Origin of the sequence: Mesorhizobium sp. RCC_202, assembly GCF_041355295.1 — a bacterium.
Lineage (GTDB): Bacteria > Pseudomonadota > Alphaproteobacteria > Rhizobiales > Rhizobiaceae > Mesorhizobium.
In genome coordinates, this window is the sequence record NZ_JBFUPO010000002.1 from 467,391 (window position 1) to 492,228 (window position 24,838).

General features: G+C 63.6%; 18 protein-coding genes. 2 read left to right on the plus strand and 16 right to left on the minus strand.

Annotation, left to right across the window (positions count from 1 at the left end; translation table 11 throughout):
- Nucleotides 1-189: 189 nt before the first annotated feature.
- The 7 genes from AB6802_RS06510 to AB6802_RS06540 all read right to left on the minus strand — a co-directional run bounded on the left by AB6802_RS06510 (nucleotide 190) and on the right by AB6802_RS06540 (nucleotide 11,132).
- The gene (locus AB6802_RS06510) at nucleotides 190-1,464 is read right to left on the minus strand and encodes an RNA polymerase sigma factor (protein ID WP_371009188.1); all 1,275 of its coding nucleotides are present in this window, start codon (nucleotides 1,462-1,464) and stop codon (nucleotides 190-192) included.
- Nucleotides 1,461-1,835 (minus strand): YciI family protein, encoded by a 375-nt coding sequence (locus tag AB6802_RS06515; protein WP_371009189.1) that lies wholly within the window; start codon nucleotides 1,833-1,835, stop codon nucleotides 1,461-1,463. The genes AB6802_RS06510 and AB6802_RS06515 overlap by 4 nt, the downstream gene beginning before the upstream one ends.
- Nucleotides 1,836-1,935: 100 nt before the next feature.
- Nucleotides 1,936-3,015: a DNA topoisomerase IB gene (locus AB6802_RS06520; protein WP_371009190.1), complete on the minus strand. Its 1,080-nt coding sequence runs from the start codon at nucleotides 3,013-3,015 to the stop codon at nucleotides 1,936-1,938.
- Between the two features lie 83 nt (nucleotides 3,016-3,098).
- Nucleotides 3,099-3,974, minus strand: coding sequence for a transglutaminase domain-containing protein (locus AB6802_RS06525; RefSeq protein ID WP_371009191.1), 876 nt, complete (start codon nucleotides 3,972-3,974; stop codon nucleotides 3,099-3,101).
- A 66-nt stretch (nucleotides 3,975-4,040) separates the two neighbouring features.
- Nucleotides 4,041-6,452 (minus strand): circularly permuted type 2 ATP-grasp protein, encoded by a 2,412-nt coding sequence (locus AB6802_RS06530; RefSeq protein WP_371009192.1) that lies wholly within the window; start codon nucleotides 6,450-6,452, stop codon nucleotides 4,041-4,043.
- Nucleotides 6,453-6,458: 6 nt separating this feature from the next.
- A complete protein-coding gene (locus AB6802_RS06535) occupies nucleotides 6,459-9,818 on the minus strand; it encodes a DUF2126 domain-containing protein (RefSeq protein WP_371009193.1) in 3,360 nt (1,119 codons plus the stop codon).
- A gap of 117 nt (nucleotides 9,819-9,935) precedes the next feature.
- On the minus strand, nucleotides 9,936-11,132 hold the full coding sequence (locus AB6802_RS06540) for an acyl-CoA dehydrogenase (RefSeq protein WP_371009194.1): 1,197 nt from the start codon (nucleotides 11,130-11,132) through the stop codon (nucleotides 9,936-9,938).
- A gap of 160 nt (nucleotides 11,133-11,292) precedes the next feature.
- Between AB6802_RS06540 and AB6802_RS06545 the strand changes: the two genes are divergently transcribed.
- Nucleotides 11,293-12,204, plus strand: a complete 912-nt coding sequence (locus AB6802_RS06545; protein ID WP_371009195.1) for a LysR family transcriptional regulator — start codon at nucleotides 11,293-11,295, stop codon at nucleotides 12,202-12,204.
- Here AB6802_RS06545 and AB6802_RS06550 read toward each other — a convergent pair whose 3' ends face one another.
- From AB6802_RS06550 to AB6802_RS06590, 9 genes are all read right to left on the minus strand, one after another.
- Nucleotides 12,205-12,399 carry a hypothetical protein gene (locus AB6802_RS06550; RefSeq protein WP_371009196.1) on the minus strand — a complete coding sequence of 65 codons (195 nt, stop codon included), beginning with the start codon at nucleotides 12,397-12,399 and terminating at the stop codon, nucleotides 12,205-12,207. It abuts the gene before it with no gap.
- Between the two features lie 65 nt (nucleotides 12,400-12,464).
- Nucleotides 12,465-14,786 (minus strand): Tex family protein, encoded by a 2,322-nt coding sequence (locus tag AB6802_RS06555; protein WP_371009197.1) that lies wholly within the window; start codon nucleotides 14,784-14,786, stop codon nucleotides 12,465-12,467.
- Between the two features lie 266 nt (nucleotides 14,787-15,052).
- Complete coding sequence (locus tag AB6802_RS06560) at nucleotides 15,053-16,231, minus strand: serine hydrolase domain-containing protein (protein WP_371009198.1); 1,179 nt, start codon at nucleotides 16,229-16,231, stop codon at nucleotides 15,053-15,055.
- A gap of 30 nt (nucleotides 16,232-16,261) precedes the next feature.
- The gene (locus AB6802_RS06565) at nucleotides 16,262-17,458 is read right to left on the minus strand and encodes a serine hydrolase domain-containing protein (RefSeq protein WP_371009199.1); all 1,197 of its coding nucleotides are present in this window, start codon (nucleotides 17,456-17,458) and stop codon (nucleotides 16,262-16,264) included.
- A gap of 120 nt (nucleotides 17,459-17,578) precedes the next feature.
- Nucleotides 17,579-18,610 (minus strand): extracellular solute-binding protein, encoded by a 1,032-nt coding sequence (locus AB6802_RS06570; RefSeq protein WP_371009200.1) that lies wholly within the window; start codon nucleotides 18,608-18,610, stop codon nucleotides 17,579-17,581.
- A 41-nt stretch (nucleotides 18,611-18,651) separates the two neighbouring features.
- Nucleotides 18,652-19,464: an ABC transporter permease gene (locus tag AB6802_RS06575; protein WP_371009201.1), complete on the minus strand. Its 813-nt coding sequence runs from the start codon at nucleotides 19,462-19,464 to the stop codon at nucleotides 18,652-18,654.
- Nucleotides 19,457-20,404, minus strand: a complete 948-nt coding sequence (locus tag AB6802_RS06580; RefSeq protein WP_371009202.1) for an ABC transporter permease — start codon at nucleotides 20,402-20,404, stop codon at nucleotides 19,457-19,459. The genes AB6802_RS06575 and AB6802_RS06580 overlap by 8 nt, the downstream gene beginning before the upstream one ends.
- Nucleotides 20,404-21,507, minus strand: coding sequence for an ABC transporter ATP-binding protein (locus AB6802_RS06585; RefSeq protein ID WP_371009203.1), 1,104 nt, complete (start codon nucleotides 21,505-21,507; stop codon nucleotides 20,404-20,406). The genes AB6802_RS06580 and AB6802_RS06585 overlap by 1 nt, the downstream gene beginning before the upstream one ends.
- A gap of 139 nt (nucleotides 21,508-21,646) precedes the next feature.
- The gene (locus AB6802_RS06590) at nucleotides 21,647-23,305 is read right to left on the minus strand and encodes an amidohydrolase (RefSeq protein WP_371009204.1); all 1,659 of its coding nucleotides are present in this window, start codon (nucleotides 23,303-23,305) and stop codon (nucleotides 21,647-21,649) included.
- A 171-nt stretch (nucleotides 23,306-23,476) separates the two neighbouring features.
- Between AB6802_RS06590 and AB6802_RS06595 the strand changes: the two genes are divergently transcribed.
- Nucleotides 23,477-24,508 (plus strand): histone deacetylase family protein, encoded by a 1,032-nt coding sequence (locus tag AB6802_RS06595; protein ID WP_371009205.1) that lies wholly within the window; start codon nucleotides 23,477-23,479, stop codon nucleotides 24,506-24,508.
- The last annotated feature ends 330 nt before the right edge of the window (nucleotides 24,509-24,838 follow it).

Sequence of the window (24,838 nt, forward strand, 5' to 3'; positions counted from 1 at the left end):
GCGAAATTAGGCCAGGCAGGCGATTGGAGGAAGGCGTGTTGAGATTTCAGGTCAGGCCGAGTCGGAGTCGAAGACGGGCGCGAAGCGACCAAACTGGGCGGGTTCCGAGAACCGGAGCGGAGCGTACTTTTCGTACGTGAGCACCGGAAGCGCAGGAAACCGGCATTGCAGACCGGCCTCACCTGACTATCAATGCGCCTTCTGGATCGACGACTTCTCGGCGCTTTCCTTGATCAACCGGTCGATATGCATGCGGATATGCGCCGCTTCCGCCGCGGTGTTGGCCAAGGCGATGGCGCGGTCGAAGGCGACGCGCGCCTCCTCGTTACGGCCAAGTTGCATCAACAGTCCACCGCGCAGGCCGAAGAAGTGGAAATAGCCCGAAAGCCGGTCTTCCAGCGGCTCGATCATGGCAAGCGCCGCTTCCGGACCGCGCACCTTGCTCACGGCGACAGCGCGGTTCAGCGTCACCACCGGCGACGGCTGCATCTGCTCGAGCAGGCCGTAGAGCAGGTCGATCTCGATCCAGTCTGTGTCCTCGGGCGTCGGCGCCCGCGCATGCAGCGCCGCGATCGCCGCTTGCACCTGGTAAGGACCGGGCTTGCGATGGCGCAGCGCCTTGTCGACCAGCGCCAGGCCCTCGTCGATCATCTTGCGGCTCCACAGCGACCGGTCCTGGTCGTCGAGCAGGATGATCTCGCCATTCGCGTCGAAGCGCGCCGGCGCCCGCGCATGCTGCAGCAAAAGCAACGCGGTCAAGCCCATGATCTCGGGCTCGGCCTGGAACAGCCTGAGCAGCAGGCGGGCAAGGCGGATTGCCTCCTCGCAGAGCGGCGCGCGGGCCGGCGCCTCGCCGCTGTTGGTCGAATAGCCTTCGTTGAAGATCAGATAGACCATGGCGGCAACCGCCGCGAGCCGTTCGGAGCGCTCGACCGCGTCCGGCGTCTCGAACGGCACGCCGGCGTCGGCAATGCGCGCCTTGGCGCGCGTGATGCGCTGCTCCATGGCGCTCTCACCGACCAGAAAGGCGCGCGCGATCTGCTTGACGGTAAGGCCGGAGACGATACGCAGCGCCACCGCGATCTGCTGCGTTGCCGGCAGATCCGGATGGCAGCAGATGAACAAAAGCCGCAGGATGTCGTCGCGGTAATGCGCTCCATCCAGGCGCTCGACCATGTCGCCCTCGGCATCCTCCAGATCGGAGATCTGGTCTTCTTCCGGCATCGGCGCCTGCTTGGCGGTCTTGCGCACAGCATCGATGCCGCTGTTGCGGCCGACAAAGATCAGCCAGGCCGCCGGATCGCGCGGCGGCCCGTTCTTCGGCCAATTCTTGAGCGCCCTCAGGCATGCGTCCTGGAAAGCCTCTTCCGCCGCGTCGAGGTTGCGGAAGTAGCGCAGCAGCGCGCCCATCGCCTGCGGGCGGGCGTTGCCGATCGCGGTGCTTATCCAGGCAAGCTCGGTCATACAGCAACCTTTGTCGGATTGAAGACCGAAACCGGCCGGATCTCATACGATCCGCCGCTCGGATTGACCTCGGAGAGCTCGCGGGCGAATTCGACGGCTTCGTCGAGATCGCGGCATTCGAGCGTATAAAAGCCGAGGAACTGTTCCTTGGTCTCGGCGAACGGGCCGTCGAGCACGATCGACTCGCCCTTGACCTTGCGCAGCGTCGTGGCCGCGGTCGTCGGCAGCAGCCGGGCCACTGGCCCAAGTCGACCGGCCTTGGCATATTTCTCTTGGACGTTGAGTATCTTGGCCATCACCTCGTCGTCCTGTTCCTTGCTCCAGGAACTGACGACGTCTTCGGAGGCGTAGCAGAGGATGGCGTAGAGCATTTTTTCGTCCTTTCCGTATCAAAGGACGCGACAGTAGGGCGCGAACCGACACAAGGTCGATAAAAAAAATCGTCGGGCTGTCAGAGACTTGCCGAGCCGGTCAGGCCCCGTGCGACTGGAGCCACCGGAGCACCAGCGTTTCTTCCTCATCGAGCCCGGCGATCAGCCGTTTCCGCTTGTTTGCGTCGGCCATCTCGGTCAGCAGGCGCCCCTCGGACCACGCGTCGAAAACGAGCGGATGAATGTAGCATTTACGGCAGACCGCGCGCGTGTTGTTCAGGCGTTCGGCCACCTTGTCGACGACGCTGTTGATCAGCCGCTTTTGGTGGGTCTTGCTTTCGGGCAGCTCGGCGCCGGCAAACAGCGACGCCGCATGGATGGTGCCGCCCCAGGTGCGGAAATGCTTGGAACTGAAATCGGCCCCGATAGCCTCGCGTATATAGCGGTTGACGTCGTCGGAGCGCAGCTTGCGCCTCTCGCCATCCTCGTCGAAATACTGGAACAGATGCTGCCCTGGAATGTCCTGGGCGCCGCGCACGACCCGGGCGATGCGCCGGTCGACCAACTTCAGCTTCCATTCCTTGCCGGATTTGCCCTTGAAGGCAAACCGCAGGCTCGACCCTTTGATGTCGACATGGCGATCACGCAGCGTGGTGAGCCCAAAACTCTTGTTGTCGCGCGCATAGGCGGCGTTGCCGACACGGATCATCGTGTTGTCGAGCAGCCAGACGACCGCCGCGACGACGCGTTCGAACGGCAGGCCGTGGCGGCGCAGATCGGCATCGATGCGGCGGCGCAATTCCGGCAGGCTTTGTGCAAAGGCCACCAGGCTCGAATATTTGGCGCCGTCGCGCTCCTCGCCCCAAAGCGGATGATAGCGATACTGCTTGCGCCCGCGCTGGTCCCGGCCGGTCGCCTGAATATGGCCGTTCGGATCAGGCGAGATCCACACATCCGTCCAGGCCGGCGGGATGACGATCGCCTTGATGCGATCGAGGGCCACGGCGCCGACCGGCCTGCCATTGGCATCGGCGTAGGCAAAACCTTTGCCTTTCCTCAGGCGCCGGATGCCCGGGTCGGCATCGCTGACATAGCTGAGCGAGGCACGCTCGGCCGAACTTTGCGCGCCGTTCGTATGTTTCTCTTCTTCGCTCGCCGAGGATTGCAGCCGTTGCAACATGATCGCTCCACGCAAATAGCGCGTAGATAAGCCGCGTAACCGCTGCAGGTTCCGTATTTTTGGAGGAGGGTATCCTGGGTGCGTCAGGCCGCGACCGGAATGACGTCCACGGCCTGGTCGCCGACCTGGCCGCCCGTCGTCTTCAGCACGCCGACGATCGGCGCCACATCGGAATAGTCGCGGCCATAGCCGACGGTGATGTGGTCGTTGCTCGCCCGCATGCCGTTGGTCGGGTCGAATTCCTGCCAGCCGGCGTCGCGCCCGCACCAGGCCTTGACCCAGGCATGCATGGCGTCCGCGCCTTCCAGCCTCGGTTTGCCTTTGGGTGGGATCGTGCGCAGGAACCCGCTGACATAGCCCGCCGGGATACCCAGTCCGCGCAGGCCGGCGATCATGATGTGCGAGAAATCCTGGCACACACCGCGCTTCAGGGCGAAGGCGTCGCTGGCCCTGGTGCGAACGGTGGTCGCCTTGCCGTCATAGGTGAAATCGCGATGGATGCGGTCGCACAGGTCCATGACCGTGGCGGCGGTCGAACCGGCAAGGCTCCGCCGCGCATAGGCGGTGATCGCGGCATCGATGCCGACATGATCGCTGGCGGCGAGAAAGTGGTGCGGCGCATCCGGCGCCAGCGACCGCACCGCGCCGAGTTCTTCCCTCAACCGCTGCAGATCCGGCGAGACGTCGAGCCCAGGCTCAGGACGCGACACCGACACGCGCGCGCTCATTCTGATATCGAGCCCGTCATGGACGTCGCGAAAGGCGATCGCGGTGACGTTGTTGCCGAAGAAATCGGAAAAGTCCGTACGCTCCGACGGGTTCGGTACAAACGACAGCGACGCGGCGACCACGCGTTGCACGCCCGCAATCGTCGGCGGCAGCACCCGAACCTGATGCCGGCTGCCACCGGCTGCGGCATCATAATCGTAGCTGAGATGAAGCCTGATATCGTACAGCATGCTTAATTTCTTATCTTGACACAGGTTCTTGTCGCAAAACCACACGACACTTTTGCGGAACCTGCTTTATCCGAAATAGGCTTTGGCGAGGCTGCTGTAGAGGTTGCCGATCTCGGTGGCGAGATCGTCCAGCACTTCCGCCGACATCTCCGAAGGCTCCATGACGGCGGTCGCCGTGTTGAGCTGCAGAATTTCCTTGGCTGCCACCGACATCTGCCCCTCCGGGCCGACGGACGGTAGCAGCCCGATTTCCGCCTTCAGCCGCTCAAGCTGGAACAGGATCGAGCGCGGATTGAGCGGGTCGAGCGCCAAAAGGTCGATCACCGTGCGCCGCCCGGCTCGCACCGGATATTGCCGGCGATGGGTCATGACGCTGTCGCCGATCTCCAGCATCATGTCGAGCGAGCCGTCCGGCGCGCCCGAGCGAGTGAGACGGGCAAGCGTGCGCGCGATCTGGATGCCGCGCTCGATCCGCCGGCCGATTTCAAGGAAACGCCAGCCGGTGAAACGGTACATATTCTCGTGAAGCAGGCCGGAAAAGCCGGCGAGCTTGCGCAGCAGCACCGTCATCGCCCGCGTTGCATCGTCTCCAGGCGCAACCGTGTCCGCGAACTTGTGCACCGTCTTCGACAGGTCCTTCAGCGCCAGCCAGCCGTCGGGCGAAAAGCGATCGCGGATCTGCCCGGCGCTGTAGACAGCGCTGTCGAGCGTGCCGATCAATCCAGGCGGAATGGCCGATTCCAGGTCGATGCCGAATGGCTCGAGATAGTCCCTGATGTCGGCGAGCAGCGGCATGTCCGGATCGGACGTCTCGGCCAGCCGCACATGATAGGCGCGCAGGATGCGCACAGTGTCTTCGGAGCGCTCGATATAGCGGCCGAGCCAGGTCAGGTTTTCCGCCGCGCGGCTTGGCAGGCTGCCGGGCATGGTGCGGGCGAAGCTGTCATGCTCCTGCGGCAGCAGCGTCTCGCGTTCGACGGGTTTGTCGCTGACCACCCAGACGTCGGCGGCCTGGCCGCCGCGCTGCATGGCAATCGCCGTCGGGTCGAGCGACAGGCCGACCCGGGCGAAGCCGCCCGGCATCACCGTCCAGCCATCGGGCGTGCGCGCCAGATAGACGCGCAGGCTTGCCGGCCGCGGCTCCAGCCAGCCGCCGACATAGACCGGCGTCGTCGACAGCGTCACTGCTTCCTGGCCGACGAAACCGCCGCCATCGCTTTCGATGCGCGCGACCAGCGCGGTCCGTTGCTCCGGCGTCAGCGCCGAACCGAGCCTGGTCTGGTCGTCGTCCTCGAAGGCAAGCCGCGTCGACAGCGCCGGGCCGACAACCATGCGGTCGAGATTGGCGAGCACATGCTGGCGCTCGCTGTCCTGCCCGCACCACCAGGTCGCGACGCTCGGCAACAGAAGCTCCTCGCCGCGCAATTCGCGCGAAATCTTCGGCAGGAAGGCGAGCAGCGCCCGCGTTTCCATCAGGCCCGAACCCAGCGCATTGACCGTCGAAACGGTACCCCGGCGGATTGCCTCGACCAGACCAGGCGTGCCGATTTGCGAGTCCGGCCGCAGTTCCAGCGGGTCGGCGAAGGCGGCGTCGAGCCGGCGCCACAGCACGCTGATCGGCATCAGCCCGGACACCGTGCGCACCATCAGCTTGCCGCCGGAAACGGTCAGATCCTCGCCCTCGAGCAGCATGATGCCGAGATAGCGAGCGATATAGGCGTGCTCGTAGTAGGTTTCGTTGAGCGGTCCGGGCGTTAGAATGGCGACGCGGCCGTCATTTTCCCTGGCCATGCCGATCAGCGCGTCGCGAAAGCGGCGGAAGAAGCCGGCCAGGCGATGCACATGCATCTCGCCATAGATATCGGACAGCGCGCGCGTGGTGGCGACGCGGTTTTCCAGCGCAAAGCCGGCGCCGGACGGCGCCTGGGTGCGGTCGCCCAGGACCCACCAGCTTCCGTCAGGGCCGCGACCGAGCTCGAAGGCCAGCATATGCAGGAAATGGCCGCCGGCCGGCACGGTGCCGACGACAGGGCGCAGATATTCGGGACTTGCCGCGATCAGGCCGGCCGGCAGGATGCCTTTCTCGATCAGCCGGTTTTGCCCGTAAATGTCGGCGATGGTTGCTTCGAACAGATCGGCGCGCTGCACGAGGCCGGCGCTGATCTCGGCCCATTCCTTGTCCTCGATCAGCAGCGGGATATGCGCCAGCGGCCATTCGCGCTCATTGGCGCCAGCCTTGTCGTAGACGCGGTAATAGACGCCGGCATCGCGCAAATACTGGTCGGCGCGGGCGAAGCGCTGGCCGAGCTTTTCAGGGCCTAGTTCTTCCAGCGCCTCGATGAAGGGCGCCCAGGCCGGACGCGGATTGCCCGAGGCATCGACCATTTCGTCGACGACGCCGTCAATCGGCTGGTAGTGCTCCAGCAGGCTGTGCCTCAGCGGCTTGCCGCGTAGCTTTTTCTGATTCCCCTTTGCCATTGCTGATCAGAGTCTGGGAGGCCGCCTGAGGTCAAGGGTCATCGGGAAGTCTTCAGAGGGTTCTTCGTTGCGCAGCACGTAGCTGCCGGCCGTATGGCCACGCGGTTCGAAGCGGGCGAGCCGCCGCGCCTCGGCCTCATTGCCGTTGACCGGGAAGGTATCGTAGCTGCGCCCGCCGGGATGCGCGACATGGTAGACGCAGCCGCCCACCGCGCGGCTCGACCAGCGATCGTAGATATCGAAGACCAGCGGCGTGTTGACCGGCAGCGCCGGATGCAGGCCCGACGCCGGCTGCCAGGCCTTGAAGCGCACGCCGGCCACCGCGATCTCCCGGTTGTCGGTCAGTTTCATGGGCACGACGCGACCATTGCAGACGATGGCGTGACGTTCCGGATTGAGGCCTTCGGTCTTGACCTGCAGCCGTTCGACCGAAGAATCGACGAAGCGCACCGTGCCGCCGATGGCCCCTTGCTCGCCCATCACGTGCCACGGCTCCAACGCTTGCCGCAGTTCCAGCTTGATGCCGGCATGCTGGACCTCGCCGCAGAAGGGAAAGCGGAACTCGAGTTGCGCGTCGAACCATTCGGGACGGAATTCGAAACCATTGAGCTTGAGGTCGTCGAGTACGTCGAGGAAATCCGCCCAGACATAATGCGGCAGCATGAAGCGGTCGTGCAGCGAGGTGCCCCAGCGCACGAAGCGACCGTCTAGCGGGTTCTTCCAGGCGCGGGCGATGATCGCGCGGACCAGCAACTGCTGCGCCAGTGACATGCGCGCATTGGGCGGCATCTCGAAGCCACGGAATTCGACCAGTCCCAGCCGACCGGTCGGCCCGTCAGGCGAGAACAATTTGTCGATGCAGATTTCCGAGCGGTGCGTGTTGCCGGTGACATCGGTCAAAAGATTGCGGAACAGCCGGTCGACCAGCCATGGCAAGGGTGCATTGCCCTGGTCCGGATGCGGCACCTGCGCCATCGCGATCTCGAGCTCATAGAGCGAATCGTGCCGCGCCTCGTCGAAGCGCGGCGCCTGGCTGGTCGGGCCGATGAACAGGCCGGAGAACAGATAGGACAGCGACGGACGCCGCTGCCATTGCAGCACCAGGCTCTTCAACAGATCGGGCCGGCGCAGGAACGGACTGTCATTGGGCGTCGCGCCACCAACGACGACATGGTTGCCACCGCCGGTGCCGGTGTGGCGGCCGTCGATCATGAACTTGTCGGCGCCGAGCCGCGTTTGCCGCGCCTCCTCGTAGATCGCCGTGGTCGTCGCCACGCAGTCCTGCCAAGTCGAGGCGGGATGGATGTTGACCTCGATGACGCCGGGGTCGGGCGCGACGCGGATGACGTTGAGGCGCGGATCGTGCGGAGGGCCGTAGCCTTCGATGTGCACCGGCAAGCCGATCGCCTTTGCCGCGTTCTCGGCGGCTGCGATCAGTTCGAGATAGTCTTCCAGCGCCTCGACCGGCGGCATGAACACGCAGAGCCGCCCGTCGCGCGGCTCGACGGAAAGTGCGGTACGCACCGCGCCGCCGATCTCGGTCAACTCCTGCTCGACCCGGTCCTGCTGACCGGTCGTCGCGGTGAACGAGGCCGCCTGCTGGCGCCGCGCCATCTCGTCGGCGCCTTCCAGTTCTGCTGGAGCAGCGGCAGCCAAGATCGCCTCACGCGCCGGCAGCGCACCGCGCGGCAGCGATGGATCGACCGGTACGATGTAGGGAAATTGCGCCGGCGGCACATAGGGCAGCGTTCCGAGCGGCAGGCGATAGCCGACCGGGGAATCGCCCGGCACCAGGAACAGCCGGCCGCGCCGCGTCTTCCATTTCTCCGAGCGCCAGCGCGGCTCCGACGCCTGGCTGTTCCAGCGCTGCACCGGCAGCACATAGCCCGACGGCTTGGTCAGCCCGCGCTCGAACACACGCGCCATGCGGCTGCGCTCTTCCGGATCTTCCAGCTTGGAGTTGGAAGGATCGACATTGTCCGGCAGCTTGCCTTCCTTGAGCAGCCATTCGGCAGGGTCCTCAAAGGCTTCGCTGACCATCGCCTTGTCGATGCCGAGCTCGCCGGCAATCGCCGTCAGCAGGCTTTCGGCCTGCTGCGGACCAACCTTGGCGTCGCTCTTTTCGTGCGCGATCAGCGACGGATCGCTCCACACCGGCTCGCCGTCGGTGCGCCAGTAGAGCGAAAAGGTCCAGCGCGGCAGGCTCTCGCCCGGATACCACTTGCCCTGGCCATAGTGGAGGAAGCCGCCCGGCGCGAAGCGTTCGCGCAGTTTGCGGATCAGCGCGTCGGCCTTTTCGCGCTTGGTCGGGCCGACGGCGGCGGTGTTCCACTCGGCGGATTCGAAATCGTCGATGGAGACAAAGGTCGGCTCACCGCCCATGGTCAGCCTGACGTCGCCGGCTTGCAGCGCAGCGTCGACCTTGTTGCCGAGCGCATCGAGCGCCTGCCAGCTTTCATCGGAGAACGGCTTGGTGATGCGCGGATGCTCGGCGATGCGATCGACCCGCATGTCGAAACCGAACTCGACATTGGCGAAGCTCGCCATGCCGGAGATGGGAGCGGCGTTGCGGAAATGCGGCGTTGCGGCCAGCGGCACATGGCTTTCGCCGGTGAGCAGACCCGAGGTCGGATCGAAGCCGATCCAGCCGGCGCCCGGAAGATAGACCTCGCACCAGGCATGCAGATCGGTGAAGTCGACGGCGGTTCCGGCCGGGCCATCGAGCGCCACCAGATCGGGCTTCAACTGGATCAGATAGCCGGAGACGAAACGCGCCGCGATGCCCAGGTTACGTAGGATCTGCACCAGCAGCCAGCTCGAATCCCGGCACGAGCCTTTCTTCGCCGCCAGCGTCTCTTCCGGCGAGAACACGCCGGTCTCCATGCGCACGATATAGGCGATCTCGCGCTGCAACCGCGCATTGAGGTCGACGACGAAATTGACGGTGTTGGTGGGGTTGCGATCGATCGTTGCGAGGAAAGCCGACAGCAGCGGTCCGGCCGGTTCCGGTGTGCGGTAAATGGCGAGATCGTCCCTGATCTCTTCCGGATACTCGAACGGAAAGATCTCAGCCGACGGTTCGACGAAGAAATCGAACGGATTATAGACCGTCATGTCGGCGACGAGATCGACCTCGATCTTCAGTTCCGTCACCGGCTCCGGGAAGACGAAGCGGGCGAGGAAATTGCCGTAGGGGTCCTGCTGCAGATTGACGAAGTGGTTAGCCGGCTCGACCTTCAGCGAATGGCTGAGCACCTTGGTGCGCGAATGCGGCGCCGGTTGCAGCCTGATCACCTGGGGGCCAAGAACGACCGGACGGTCGTATTTGTAATGGGTCAGATGGTAGACGGCTGCCAGAATTGCCATGGGGCCCCGGAGATCGGCGTTTCTTCAGCCGAACCCTGACACAAGTCCTGGGCATTCTCCAAGCACAGATGTTGCGCTGCACCCAATTTAAGCAGCGTCACCGGCTAAGCTGTCATCCTAGAAGAATGCCTGAATGCCCGTCTGCGCCCGTCCCAGGATCAGCGCATGCACGTCATGCGTGCCTTCATAGGTGTTGACCGTCTCCAGGTTCTGCGCATGGCGCATGACGTGGTAGCCGATCTGGATGCCGTTGCCGCCATGCATGTCGCGGGCCTGGCGAGCGATGTCGAGCGCCTTGCCGCAATTGTTGCGCTTGACGATCGAGATCATCTCCGGCGCCATCTTGCCTTCGTCCATCAGCCGGCCGACGCGCAGCGAACCCTGCAGTCCAAGCGCAATCTCGGTCTGCATGTCTGCGAGCTTCTTCTGGAACAGCTGCGTGCCCGCGAGCGGCTTGCCGAACTGTTTTCGGTCGAGACCATATTGCCGCGCGCGGCGCCAGCAGTCCTCGGCGGCGCCCATCGCACCCCAGGAGATGCCGTAACGCGCCCGGTTGAGGCAGCCGAACGGACCTCCGAGGCCCCTGGCGTTGGGCAGCAGCGCATCTTCGCCCACTTCCACGCCTTCCATCACCACCTCACCGGTGATCGACGCCCGCAGCGACAGCTTGCCGCCGATCTTCGGCGCCGACAGCCCCTTCATGCCCTTTTCCAGCACGAAGCCGCGGATCTCGTCCTTGCCGTTGTCGCCCTTCAGCTTCGCCCAGACGACGAACACGTCGGCGATCGGCGCATTGGAGATCCACATCTTGGACCCGGAGATCCTGTAGCCGCTCGCCGTTTTCTCGGCGCGCGTCTTTATGCCGCCCGGATCGGAGCCGGCATCCGGCTCGGTCAGGCCGAAGCAGCCGATCCATTCGCCCGACGCCAGCTTTGGCAAATATTTCTTACGCTGTCCTTCCGAGCCATAGGCATGGATCGGATACATCACCAGCGACGACTGCACTGACATCATCGAGCGGTAGCCGGAATCGATGCGTTCGACCTCGCGCGCCACCAGCCCGTAAGTGACGTAATTGGCGCCGAGCCCGCCATATTCCTCGGGGATGGTGATGCCGAGCAGGCCCGCCTCGCCCATCTCGCGAAAAATGCCAGGATCCGTCTTCTCATCGAGATAGGCTTCCTCGATGCGCGGGGCGAGCTTGTCGGCGGCAAAAGCCGCGGCGCCGTCGCGCACCATGCGCTCGTCCTCGGAAAGCTGGTCCTCAATCAGGAAGGGATCTTCCCAGACGAACGCGTTCTTGTCGGCGGCCATGGCTCTCGGTCTCTCCCAAATGCATGTCGCCCAAAAGTGTTCAGGGGTTTTTGGACAACGACATGCGCAAACAAAATCTTGGATGCCGGGCTTATCCGCCTCTGCCTCGAAAAAATCAAACGAAATTGCATCATTGATCAATGAGGTTTAGTAATGGATCATGAATGTCCAACGCCGCCTTCTGCCCAACACCGCCGCGCTTGCCGCTTTCGAGGCCGTGGCGCGCCTCGGCTCCTTCACTGCCGCGGCCCGTGAACTCGATCTGACCCAGGGCGCTGTCAGCCGGCAGATCAGTCTTTTGGAAGACCTGTTCGGCCAGCGGTTGTTCGAGCGCGACAGCCGCAATGTGCGGCTGTCCACGGCGGGCGAGATCTACGCAGAGGCGGTCCGCTCAGCGCTCGGCCAATTGCGCGACGCCGCCCTTGGATTGATGAGCAATCGGCATAGTGGTGTGTTGAACCTTGCCATTCTGCCGACCTTCGGCACACGCTGGCTGATGCCGATGATCCCCGATTTCGTCGCCCGCAATCCCGACATCACCATCAACTTCGCCACGCGCATCGGCCGCTTCGACTTCGCCCGCGAGCGGCTCGACGCCGCGATCCATCACGGCATGCCCGATTGGCCGGATGCCGACTGCACGCTCCTGATGCATGAGACCGTGATGCCGGTGGTTTCACCCGAATTCCTCGCTAGCCGCGCCATCGCCACGGCCGCCGATATCAGTCGCCTGCCGCTGCTGCACATGGCGACGCGTCCCGGCGCCTGGAGCGAATGGTTCGAAGCGCAAGGCCTGAGCGCGCCGACCGGGCCCGGCATGCAGTTCGAGCAGTTCGGCACGGTCGCTCAGGCCTGCATGGCGGGGCTCGGCGTCGCGCTCTTGCCGGAAATCCTGATCGCAGGAGAATTGCAGCGCGGCCAGTTGGTGCCAGCGCCGGGTCAACCCATGCAAAGCCGCAGCTCCTACTATCTCGTCGTGCCGCATGACAAACGCGGCCACCCGCCGGTCGCAAGCTTTCGCGACTGGCTGCTCGACAAGGTCGAGAAGGAGCCAGCCTTTCTCGCCTGGTAGCTACTTGCGCTTCATCGCCTCGGCTTCCGGCTGTGAGCGTCGGGTCATTGCGACTTGCGTTTCGGCAACTTTCGCATCGAGCTTGCTTTTGATCCGGGCGAAAGCCTGGTTTCCATCGACCGAACTGCCGCTCGCCATGCCCTCGTCCCAAAGACGCCCCAACTCGTGGACACCCACTTGCTCGAAGCTTGCCATATCGCGCGTCTCTCCACGCACGGATGGTAGATAACGCTCTACCGATTGCAAGGAACCATTCGCAGCTACTTCCGCTTCATCGCCTCGGCGAGCGCCGCGCCGAAAGCACCTTGCGAAGGTTTTTCCGGCTGGCGCTGTGGCGCCGGCGAGCGCGGCGCGGGCTTGCCGCCGCCGTGATCCCGCGGCCCAGTCTTCGACGCGCCGCCCTCGCCGCCATCCTTGCGCATCGACAGCCCGATGCGCTTGCGCTTGATGTCGACCTCGACAACGCGCACTTTCACCACGTCGCCGGCCTTCACTACCTCATGCGCGTCCTTGATAAAACGGTCGGCGAGCTGCGAGACATGCACCAGCCCGTCCTGATGCACGCCGATGTCGACGAAGGCGCCGAAGGCAGCGACATTGGTGACTGTGCCTTCAAGCAGCATACCGGGCTTCAGATCCTTGATTTCGTCGACGCCATCGGCAAAGGTCGCTGTCTTGAAGCCGGGGCGCGGATCGCGTCCGGGCTTTTCCAGCTCGGCGATGATGTCGCGCACTGTCGGCAGGCCGAAGCGCTCGTCGACGAAGACGCGCGGATCGAGCGCCTTGAGTGCCGCGCTATCGCCCATCAGCGCCCGCACATCACGGCCGCAGGCGGCAACGATCTTCTTGGCCACGCCATAGGCTTCCGGATGCACCGACGAGGCATCGAGCGGCTCGCTGCCATTGGCAATGCGCAGGAAGCCGGCGGATTGTTCGAACGCGCGCGGTCCAAGGCGGGAGACCTTGAGCAGCTCCTTGCGGCTGGAAAACGGTCCGGTCGCGTCGCGATGCGCCACGATCGCCTCGGCAAGCGACGTGCCAAGGCCTGAGACGCGCGCCAGCAGCGGCGCCGACGCCGTGTTGAGGTCGACGCCGACGGCGTTCACCGCATCCTCGACCACCGCTTCCAGCGAGCGGCCAAGCCGGTACTGGTCGACATCGTGCTGATACTGGCCGACGCCGATCGATTTCGGCTCGATCTTGACGAGCTCGGCCAGCGGATCCTGCAGGCGCCTGGCGATCGACACCGCACCGCGCAGCGACACGTCGAGGCCGGGGAATTCCGCCGCTGCCGTTGCCGAGGCGGAATAAACCGAGGCTCCGGCTTCGCTGACGATCACCTTGAGCGGCTTCGGGCCTGAACCTGCAGGCATATCGGACAGCATGTCGGCGGCCAACTTCTCGGTCTCGCGGCTGCCGGTGCCGTTGCCGATCGAGATCAGTTCGACCTTGTGCTGGCGGATAAGCGCGGCGAGTTCGGCTTGCGTGCCACGCACATCGTTCCTGGGTGGAAACGGATAGACCGTGGTCGTCGTCAGCACCTTGCCGGTGCCATCGACCACAGCCACCTTCACGCCGGTGCGGATACCGGGATCGAGCCCCATCGTCGGCCGCGACCCGGCAGGCGCGGCAAGCAGCAGATCCTTCAAATTGCGAGCAAAGACATGGATCGCTTCTTCCTCGGCCCGCTCGCGCAGGTCGCGCATCAGATCGAGCGTCAGATGCAGCGAAAGCTTGATGCGCCAGGTCCAGCCGGCGACTTCCATCAGCCAGCGATCGCCCGGCTGCGTGCCGCCGATGGCGTACGCATTGGCGATCATGCGCTCGACCGGCTTCACCGGCGATTGATCGTCGGCATCGACCTCGATGTCGAGCGACAGCACCTCTTCGTTGCGGCCGCGCAGCATCGCCAACGCGCGATGGCTGGGCACGCCGGACCAGCGCTCGACATGGTCGAAATAGTCGGAGAACTTCGCACCAGCCTCCTGCTTGCCATCGACGACTTTGGCACGCAGGAAAGCGCGCTCTTTCATATAGGCGCGCAGCTTGCCGACCAGATCGGCATTTTCCGCGAACTGCTCCGACAGTATGTCGCGGGCGCCTTCGAGCGCCGCCTTGGCATCGGCCACCTCCCCGGTGACATAGGCCAGCGCAAGTTCCGCCGGCACTTTCGAACGGTCGGCCAGGATCGCCTCGGCCAGCGGACCGAGTCCACGCTCGCGGGCAATTTCGGCCTTGGTTCGGCGCTTCGGCTTGTAGGGCAGATAGATATCTTCCAGTTCCGCCTTGGTCGCCGCAGCCAAGATCTTGGCCTCGAGCTCCTCGGTCAGCTTGCCCTGCTCGCGAATCGAACCGAGGATCGTGTCGCGGCGCGCGTCGAGCTCGCGCAGATAGGCAAGCCGCTCGGCCAGGTCGCGCAATTGCGTGTCGTCGAGCCCGCCGGTGACTTCCTTGCGGTAACGCGCCACGAACGGCACCGTCGCGCCCTCGTCAAGCAGCCCGATCGCCGCCGCTGCCTGTTCCGGCCGCGAGCCGATCTCGGCCGCGATGATTGCTGCGATGCGCTTGATGTCCGATGCCATGCCGATCCCTGTCGAAAAGAGCGGCGACCATAGGCCGTGGCGCCCGCCCCGCCAACAACGGTATTTTCATTCGACAGCGAAGGTCCACAGGAAAGCGCGATAATGTGCGTTCAGCGCGACTCTAAGGTGTGTTGAGATTCAGGTCAGGCCGAGTCGAAAACGGTGGCTTTCGAGAACCGGAGCGGAGCGTACCTTTGGGTACGTGAGCACCGGAAGCGGAGAAAGCCGGCGTTCGCAGGCCGGCCTCAACTGAATGTCGACACACCTTAAACCATCGCGCTTAGCGCCTCGAGGAACACCACGATATCCTCGTCCAGCTTGTCGTCGACCGGCTCGGGCTGCGACGACATCTTGGCGATCACCACTTCCGTCTTCGGATTGACGTAGAGCCACTGGCCATGGATGCCGATGCCGCAGAAGGCGCCGCTGTCGTGCCCGGTCTGGTACCATTTGTTGCGATAGCGTCCCTTGGGAAACAGGAACACCATGGTGCCGCGCTGCCAGGCCTCATGGCTGCCGCCTGTGGCGATCGTGTCGCGCACCCAGGACTCCGGCAGAATGCGGCGGCCACCGGCTATGCCGCCCTGCCGCATCATCTCGCCGATGCGGGCAAGGTCACGCGGTGTCATCGACATGCCGCCGGCGGTGCGCGCCGTGCCTTCCATGTCGACGGTCACCGACATTTCGCTCGCGGCGCCCAGCGGCAGCCATAGCCTCTCGCTCAGCAACTCGGAGACGCGCTTGCCGGAGGCTCGCTCCACCAGGATGCCCAGCATGTCCGAATTGGGCGAGCGATAGCGGTAGGTCTGGCCATGCGGCTCGGCAAGCCGCTGGATGGTCATCAGGAACGTCGTCAGGCTTTCCGACCCGCCGCCCGGGTTCCACAGCGTCGAGCGACGATAGCGAGCAAAGGCGCTTTCGGGGTCGAGATAGGCCTCCTCGAAATCGAGGCTGACGGTCATGTCGAGCACATGGCGCACGCTGGCATCGCCATAGGCCGAACCCTTGGCTTCCGGAATGTACTGCGTCACCGGCGCGTTAGGGTCGAACACCCCCCCGCCTTCCAGAATGCCGGCAAGAATTGCCGTGACCGACTTGCTGATCGAGAAGATGATGTGACGGGCGCCGAACGGCATATGCGGCGCCAACCAGTCGCCAATGAAAGTGCCGGCTTTCATCACGGTCAGAGCGTCGGTGTCGGAGCGTTTGAGGAAGCCCTCCACGGTCTCCGTGCCGCCGGCGAAAGCGACCTTTTCGCCGAGCAGGACGCCAAGCGATTTCGCCGGCTCCTCGCCGCCGGGCGCGGCCGCGACATGCGCGCTTGGCACCAGCTCACCGACATTCTGGAACGACCATCGGTTGAACGGCGCCTGCCGCCAGGTTTCGAGCCGCACGTCCTTGCGGGCAAAGCCATATTGGGTTTCGAACGCGGTCTTGCCGGTCACGATCTCTCTCCCGATCTATTCCGATGGGTTTCAGGCCAACGCCGCGGCGATGGCATGCACGGCCTTCAGCGTCGCCACCGAATAGGCCGAGTTGAGGAAATCCGGATAGGTCGAAAGCTTCACAACGACCATCCGCTGTTCCCAGCTGATATGGATCATCTGGCCGAAGACGCCGCGGCACATCAGCGAGCGCGAGCGCTGATCCTCGATCCAGAACTGGTTGCGGTAACTGCCGTCCGGCAGGCTGGGATTGAAATCCGGCGTGTGCTTGCCGGTGCGCGTCGCCTCGATCCAGTCGGCGGGGATAACGCCGCCGCCATTGTCGAGGATCAATTGGCCGAACCGAGCATAGTCGCGCAGCGTCGCGTTGAAGCCGCCATCGGCCAGCGCATAGCCGGCGCTGTCGACGGTAAAGCAGGCGCTTTCGTCGGCGCCAAGCTTTTGCCAGAGCTCTTCGGAGACGAGCTGCGCCAGCCGCTTGCCACTCACCCGTTCCATGATGAAGGCGAGCACATCGGTCTCGATCGAGCGGTACTCGAATTCAGCGCCATGCGGCCGCACCTTGTCCTTCAGCCGCAGGATCAGTTCGAACAGATGTGACGGCCATGGAAAATCAGGATCGCTGCCCGGCGGGATCGGCTTCCAGCCGGTGGCGACATCGACCTGGCCGATTTCGGAATAGCGATCGGTATATTCTTCCGAGAAGCGCACGCCCGTCGTCATGTCGAGCACGTGCTGCACGGTGGCGCCGGCCCACCCGGTTTCGCCAAGTTCGGGAAGATAATCCGTCACCAGCCTGGCCGGATCGATCAGCCCGCGACCGACAAGAATGCCGCAAACCGATCCGGTGACCGATTTCGCCATCGACTGCGACAGATGCAGCGAGCGCTCGTCCATGCCGTTGAAGTAGCGCTCATAGGCGACCTTACCGTCCTTGAGCACCAGAAAGCCATCGGCGTAGGTCTCGTCGAGCAGGCCGGCAAGCGTCGTCGCCGCACCGTTGCTGTCCACGACCGACAGATCGTCAAGATCGACCTCTGCGCGCTCGAGGCGATGACGATGGCCGTTGCCGCGCCAGACCTCGACCGTCGGCAGGAACTCGCGGATATGCTGGAAGGCCCAGCGGTTCCAAGGCGGCCGGTCCCAATCGAGCTTCGGCGGCACAAGCTTGGGCGGCGAGCCCTGCATGATCGGCGGGCGGTGCTCGGAATTGCGATAGGACGTCAAGACTTCCTCCCGAATGCATGTCGCCCAAAGTGCGTGGCGGTTTGGGCAACGGCATGCACAGAAACAGGCAATAAGAAGGGGAGGCCGGAGCCTCCCCTCCTTTCATATGTTCCCGCAAACTTACTTGCGCAGGTTGGTCCAGATCTTGTTGTAGATCTCCACCACATCCGGCGGGCATGGCGGCACGAATTCCGGGGTCGGCGCGCCGGCCGGCGGATTGAGTTCCGGTGAGTTGGCGAAGTCTGGAGTCAGGAATTTGTGGCTGCCGGCAATGCCATTGTCGTAGCCGGCGAAGTCAGAAATCATCGCCGCGTTTTCCGGAAGCATCAGGAAGTCCTGGAACAGCTTGGCATTGTCCAGGTTCTTGGCGCCCTTCAGCACCGCGACATTGTCCATCCAGCCTTCGATGCCTTCCTTCGGATAGGAATATTTGATCGCCGGGATTTTCTGCCGCGAACGGTAGGTCGCGCCGTTCCACTGTTCGGTGACGATCACGTCGCCGGAGGTGATCTTGGTGATGGTGTCGTAGCTGAACGTCTTCCATGACGGCTTGGCGGCCATCAGGATGTCGTTGACCTTCTTCAAATTGGCCTTGTCGGCGCCGCAGCGCGGCACGCCGGCATAACGCTCGGCCGCATGCATGACGGTGTTGACGTCGTCGAGCACGTTGATCTGGCCCTTCAGCTCGTCCGGCGGGTTGAACAGGATGGCCAGCGTGTCGATGTCGCCCTTGTACTTGTCGGTGTTGACGGCGAATGCCGTGGTGCCGAACTGCCACGGCACGGTGTAGTGGCGACCCGAATCCCAGTAGATGTTGAGGAAGCGCGGATCGATGTTCTTGCCGTTCGGCATCGCATTGGGCTCGGTCTTTTCGAGCAGGCCTTCATCGATCATGATCTTCACGGTGTAGTCGGACGGCACCACGATGTCGTAGCCGGAATTGCCGGCGCGCACCTTGGACAGCATCGTTTCGTTGGAATCGTAGTCGTCCAGCGTCACCTTGATGTTGTACTGCTTCTCGAACTTCTCGATCAGCTTCGGATTGGTGTAGTCACCCCAGTTGTAGATGTGCAGTTCACCGTCGGCGAGCGCCGGCACGGCCCAGAGCAGCACGGCCGACGAAACGGCCGCCATCAGTTTTTTTCTAGACATTTTATGTTTCTCCTTGCCTTCCCATTGTTATGTCTTGGAGCTTATTTTGCGCGTCGGCGCGCAATCAGGAACGAGACCGAGACGAACAGGATCGACACCATAAGCAGGATGGTGGAGATCGCGTTGATCTCCGGTGTCATCGGTCGCCGGATCTGATTCCAGATGTAGAGAGGCAGCGTCGTCTGGCCGGGACCGGCGACGAGCTGCGTGATGGTGAAATCGTCGAAAGAGACGATAAAGGCGAGTGCGGCGCCCGACATGATGCCGGGCACCAAGAGCGGCAGCGTGATGCGCCGGAAGGCGTTCCACGGTGTCGCGTAGAGGTCGGCTGCGGCATATTCCAGCGTCAGGTCCATATCCTCCAGCCGCGCCCGGATCGGCATATAGGCAAAGGGGATGCAGAACACGGTGTGGGCGAGGATCAAATTGCCAATGCCGAAATTGAGCCCCAACGTTCCCGCGATCAGCGCGAAGAAGGACAGCGTCGCCACCGCGGTGATGATCTCCGGCACCATCAGCGGCAGGTTGATGACCATGAACGCCGCCGCGAGCCCAGGCCATGGCTTGACCCGCGTCATGCCGATCGCGGCAAGCGTGGCGCAGATGGTCGAGACGATTGTCGCTGTCACCGAGATGATCATCGTGTTCCTGGCGGCGCTGTGGAACTCCTCGTTGAGCAGCGCCGTGCCGTACCAGCCGAGCGTGACGCCTTCCCAATGTGTGACCAGCGAACCGCTGTTCAGCGAGAAGATCATCAGGATCAGCACCGGCACATAGAGCACCAGCAGACAGATGATGGCGATGGTGCGGAAACCTGGCTGGTCCTTGATGTCCATGATGCGGGGCTCACCCATGCTGCACCTTCCCCGACGTGTTGCGGACGTAGAAGTAAAGCGCGACCAGCACCGCGGCCATCAGGATCAGCGCCTGCGCGCAGCCCAGTGGCCAGTTGCGCCCCGAGCCGAACTGCTGCGCGATCAGGTCGCCGATCATCAGGTGGATGCCGCCCCCCAGGATTAGCGGCGTCACATAGGCGCCGAGCGCCGGTATGAAGACCAGCAGGCAGCCGGCGATGATGCCGGGCTTGGACAGCGGGATGATCACCCGCCACAGCACCTGGCGGCGCGTCGCATAGAGATCGTAGCCCGCTTCGATCAACCGGAAGTCGAGCTTCTCCAGGCTCGAATAGAGCGGCAGCACCATGAACGGCAGGAAGGCATAAAGCAGGCCGAGCTGGATGGCGAAATTGGTGTAGAGCATGGTGATCGGCTTATCGATCACGCCGAGACCGATCAGCGCGTTGTTGATCAGGCCTTCGTCGCGGATGATGAACATGATCGCCAGCGTGCGCACCAGAAGGTTCGACCAGAACGGGATGGTGATCATAAGCACCCACCAATTGCGCTGCGCCGGCGGCCGGGTCGCCATGAAATAGGCAGTCGGGAAGCCGAGCAGCAGGCAGATGACCGTCGTCACCACCGCGAACAGGAACGAGCGCAGATAGATGATCAGGAAGTCCGGCGTGAACTGCAGCGTGTCGTCGAAAATGTCGCGCTGGAACAGGAAGTTCAGATAGGCGTCGGCCGAGAAGTGCCATTGCACGCCGCCATAGGGTGCTGCGACAAGGAACGAATAGACGCAGATGATGAGGAGCGGCAGCACGCCGAAAATGCCGATGATGATCAGCGCCGGCAGCGACAACAGCCGGTTGCGCCGCGCGCCGGCCTTGGCCGCCTGAGCTTCGAACAACGCGGCCTTGGAAATCGTGGTTGGAGAAAGGGTTGCTGTCGCCATCAGTCTTTCAGGACGCGGGCGGCGTCCTCCTCGAACTGGATGCCGACCTTGGCGCCGGTCTGATATGTCACCGCGCTCGAGCGGCTGTTTTGATGGCGCACGATGAAATCGTCGCCGCCGCCGTCGAGCTTGACGTAGTAGTGCGTGTCGGTGCCGAAATAGACGATGTTGGACAGCGTGCCGGTGATCGTGCCCTTGCTCGGATCGGGCACGAGGTCGGCATGTTCTGGACGCATCACCACAGTGACCTCGCCCGAGGGTTCAAACCCTTCCGGATAGCCGGCGTTGATCGTCGCATCGCCGCCAAGTTTGACGGTCGCGACACCCGGTTTTTTCGACACCACAGTGCCCGGCAGGAAATTGGTCTCGCCGATGAAGTCGGCGACGAAGCGCTCGGCCGGCCGGTCGTAGATGTCGCGCGGTGAGCCGACCTGCAGGATCTTGCCAGCCGACATCACCGCGATGCGGTCCGACATGGTCAGCGCTTCTTCCTGGTCGTGGGTGACGAAGATGAAGGTGATGCCGGTCTCGTGCTGCAGGCGTTTGAGCTCGATCTGCATTTCCTTGCGCAGCTTGTAGTCGAGCGCCGACAGTGGCTCGTCGAGCAAAAGCACCTTTGGCTGCGGCGCCAGCGCCCGGGCCAGCGCCACGCGCTGCTGCTGGCCGCCGGAGATCTGGCTGGTGCGGCGGCCCTTGAGCGCCTCCATCTTGACCAGCTTCAGCATCTGGGCAACGCGCGCCTCGATCTCGGCCTTCGGCTTGCCCAGCATCTCCAGCCCGAAGCCGATATTCTGCGCCACCGTCATATGCGGGAACAGCGCGTAGCTTTGGAAGACCGTGTTGACGGGACGTTTGAAGGGCGGCAGCGGCGCGATGTCTTGGCCGTGCAGCAGGATTTCGCCGGCGGTTGGAAAATCGAAGCCGGCAATCAACCTGAGAAGCGTCGTCTTTCCGCATCCGGACGGCCCGAGCAGCGTGAAGAATTCGTTCTCCCGGATCGACACCGACACTGTGTCGAGGGCGGCTACCTGGCTTTCGCCCGTTCCAAAAACCTTACGTACGCCGCGAACTTCGATCGCGTTCTTACCCGGTTGTTCCGGCACGATTACCCCATTGAGAAAGCCTGCTCTTGGCGGCAGGTGTGTTCCTGTTTGATTGTCACCACAAGCCAACCGGCTTGGCAACTGCGCAGCAGTGACTCGGTCCGAGTCGCCGTTCAATTAAGCAATTCCTATGCCATCGTTAGGCTTGGTAAGTGACCTTCCCCCCGCAGATGGTGGTCACCGGGCGCACCGTATGGAGTTCTTCCGGCGCAGTCGCCTCGATATCAGCCGACAAAACGACGATATCGGCAAGGTACCCGATCTTCAGGCGGCCCTTGCGATGCTCCATGAATTCCGCATAGGCGCCCTCGACCGTGTAGCCTTCGATCGCTTCCTGCAGCGAAAAGCTCTGGTCCGGCATCCCTTCTGCCCAAGGTTTGCGCATGACTGCCGCCTGGATGCTCAGGATCGGATCAACCGGCGAAACCGGCCAGTCGGATGCAAACACCACACGTGCGCCGGCATTTTTGAGCGTACGCCAGGCATAGCTCAGCGGCCATTTCTCGCGGCCGATGCGCGACAGCGTCGGCTCCAGCGGGAAGTTCAGCGCCCCCGGCGGATGCGCCGGCTGCATCGAGGCCAGCACGCCGAGTTCGGCGAAGCGCGGCACGTCGGATGGCGTGGTTACTTCTATGTGTTCGATGCGATGGCGGCTGTCGCGCTTACCGTTCTTGCCCAGCGCTGCCTGATAGCCATCGAGCACCGCCCGCACCGCGCCGTCGCCGATCGAATGCACCGCGATCTGCAGGCCGCGCCGGTCGGCCTCGACCGCCACCTCGGCGAAATGCTCGGGCGAGAACAGCGGCTCGCCGCGCCAGCCCGGACGGTCGGCATAGTCGTCGACCATCACCGCCGTCCAGGAATCCAGCACGCCGTCATAGAAGACCTTGACCAGTCCCGACGACAGAAACTCGGAGTTGTAGCTCGCCGCCATGCGCGAGGCTTTTTCCAGCATCTCCAGCTTCATGAAATTCTTGAAGTGGAACGGGATCTTGGTGCGGCACAGAAGCCTTCCCTCTTTCTCGAGCCCGGCCAGCAATTCGAGCTGGTAAAGGTTGCCGTCCATGTTCTGGATCGAGGTGATGCCGTGCTTGGCGCACCATTGCAGTCCGCGATGCATGAGGTCGCGGTCGGCGGCAAGCTCGGCCGCTGACGGATAGGGGTCGGGCTCGGCGCCTTCGAGGCCAAGCCGCGTCCGGTTGGCGCCGAAATGGTCAAGAATTGGACCGAAGGCCTCGCCTTCGCGCAACTCGCCGGCGGCAAGTCCGTCCGCGCCCATGACGATCTCGTTGCCCGGGCCGACCTGCCTGCCATGCAGCAGGCCGGCTTCCTCCAGCGCCTTGGTGTTCGCCCACATCGTATGGTGGTCGGACGCCGACATGGCGAAGGGCCGGTCGGGGATGATGCGGTCGAGATGGTGGCGCGTCACCGGCTCGGGCAAGATCGCGTAGTCGACGCCTGCGCCGATCAGCAGCCTGGCGTCCGGACGCTTGGCGGCAAAACCCTGGATCGCGTCGCGCAACGCGTCGAAGCCGTGCACGCCGGCCAGATGCAGATTGTCGAGTTCGGCCGCGCCGCCGAAGAGATGCATGTGCGCTTCGATGAAGCCTGGCAGGACGGAGCCGCCCTGGGCGTCGATCACCCGCGTGTCCGGGCCTTTGTAATCGCGCACGCTGTCGCGATCTGCGATCGCAATTATCTGGTCACCCTTGATGGCAATCGCCTGGGCGCGAGGGGTGTCCGGATCAATCGTCAATATGCTGGCGTTCTCGACGATCAGATCGGCCGTTGGCGGCATCATTTTCTCCCATTTGCGCTTAGGCTAGCAGAGTATTGGCGTCTGGCAAGCCGTCCCATGCTGGCCCCAGGCAACAATTTGCGATGCCTCTTGGCGCGATCGAAAACCTCTGCCACAAAGCTGTATGATACCCGCAGAGACGCAAACTCGAAGAGCGAGCCAACTCCCAAAATGAAAACAGTTTTCTCCCCTCTCCACGCCGGTCACTCAGGACAGATGGAATTGGTCACCTCGGCGATCGTGCCGGGTTTCGAGAAGCCGTCGCGGGCCGAATTCATCAGGGCGCGGGTGGAAAGCGAGAAGCTCGGGCCGATCATCGCGCCGGTCGAGCACGACATCGCGGCGGCCAAGCGCGTGCACGAGGCTCACTATATCGACTTCCTACCGACGGTCTGGCCGGAATGGGTCGCCGCCGGCTTCAAGGGCTCGGCCATGGGCTTCACCTGGCCGACGCGCGGCCTGCGCGGCGACGTGCCGCCGAAGCGTGTCGATGCCCTGCTCGGCTATTATTCCTTCGATGCCGGCGCCACCTTCGTCGAAGGCACGTGGGCCGCGATCAAGTCGTCCTATGACGTCGCGCTGACCGGGGCCGCCCTAGTCAAGGGCGGTGAGCGCAGCGCCTTCGCGCTTTGCCGCCCGCCCGGCCACCATGCGGGCGCCGCCTTCATGGGCGGCTACTGCTTCATCAACAACGCCGCCGTCGTCGCGCAATGGTTCCGCGACCAGGGCGCCAGCCGTGTCTCGATCCTAGATGTCGACTATCACCATGGCAACGGCACGCAGGAGATCTTCTATCGCCGCGGCGACGTCCAGGTGCTCAATTTGCATGGCGACCCGATGGTCGAATATCCGTTCTTCCTCGGCCATGCCGACGAGCATGGCGAGGGTGAAGGCGAAGGCTTCAACGTCAATTATCCGATGCCGTTCGGCACCAACTGGGACGCCTGGAACGCCTCGCTCGAAGACGCCTGCGCCAAGCTTGCCGCTTACGCCCCCGACGTCGTCGTGGTGTCGCTTGGCGTCGACACGTTCGAGAAGGACCCGATCAGCCAGTTCAAACTGAAGAGCGAGGACTATCCCAAGATCGGCCGCCGCATCGCCAAGCTTGGGCTGCCGACTTTGTTCGTCATGGAAGGCGGCTACGCCGTGGAAGAAATCGGCATCAACGCCGTCGGCGTGCTGACCGGCTTCGAGGGCCGCTGAGGCGGCAAAACATCGAAGAAGAGCGCCGCCGGATCGACCGGCGGCGCATTTCCCGATGATCCCGCCGCCAGATCATCGGCTCGATTCAGCCCGGACACCATCTTCAAGTAACGCCAGGAACGGCTACTGAGTCGCAAAGCGAGTCGGCCAGATTCGATTTTGTCAAATCGCGTTTGATGTCGGATTCATCTGCGGGTAGATTAGACCCGAATCAGCCGGTCCTAGGGGGGCGCGGCGACCACCCAGAGTCTCAAGTTCCGGCATTTGGCCGGTGCCAGACGCGGACGGCTTCGCGTTCCCTGAATGGATTCGGCGATCCGCGCGACCTCG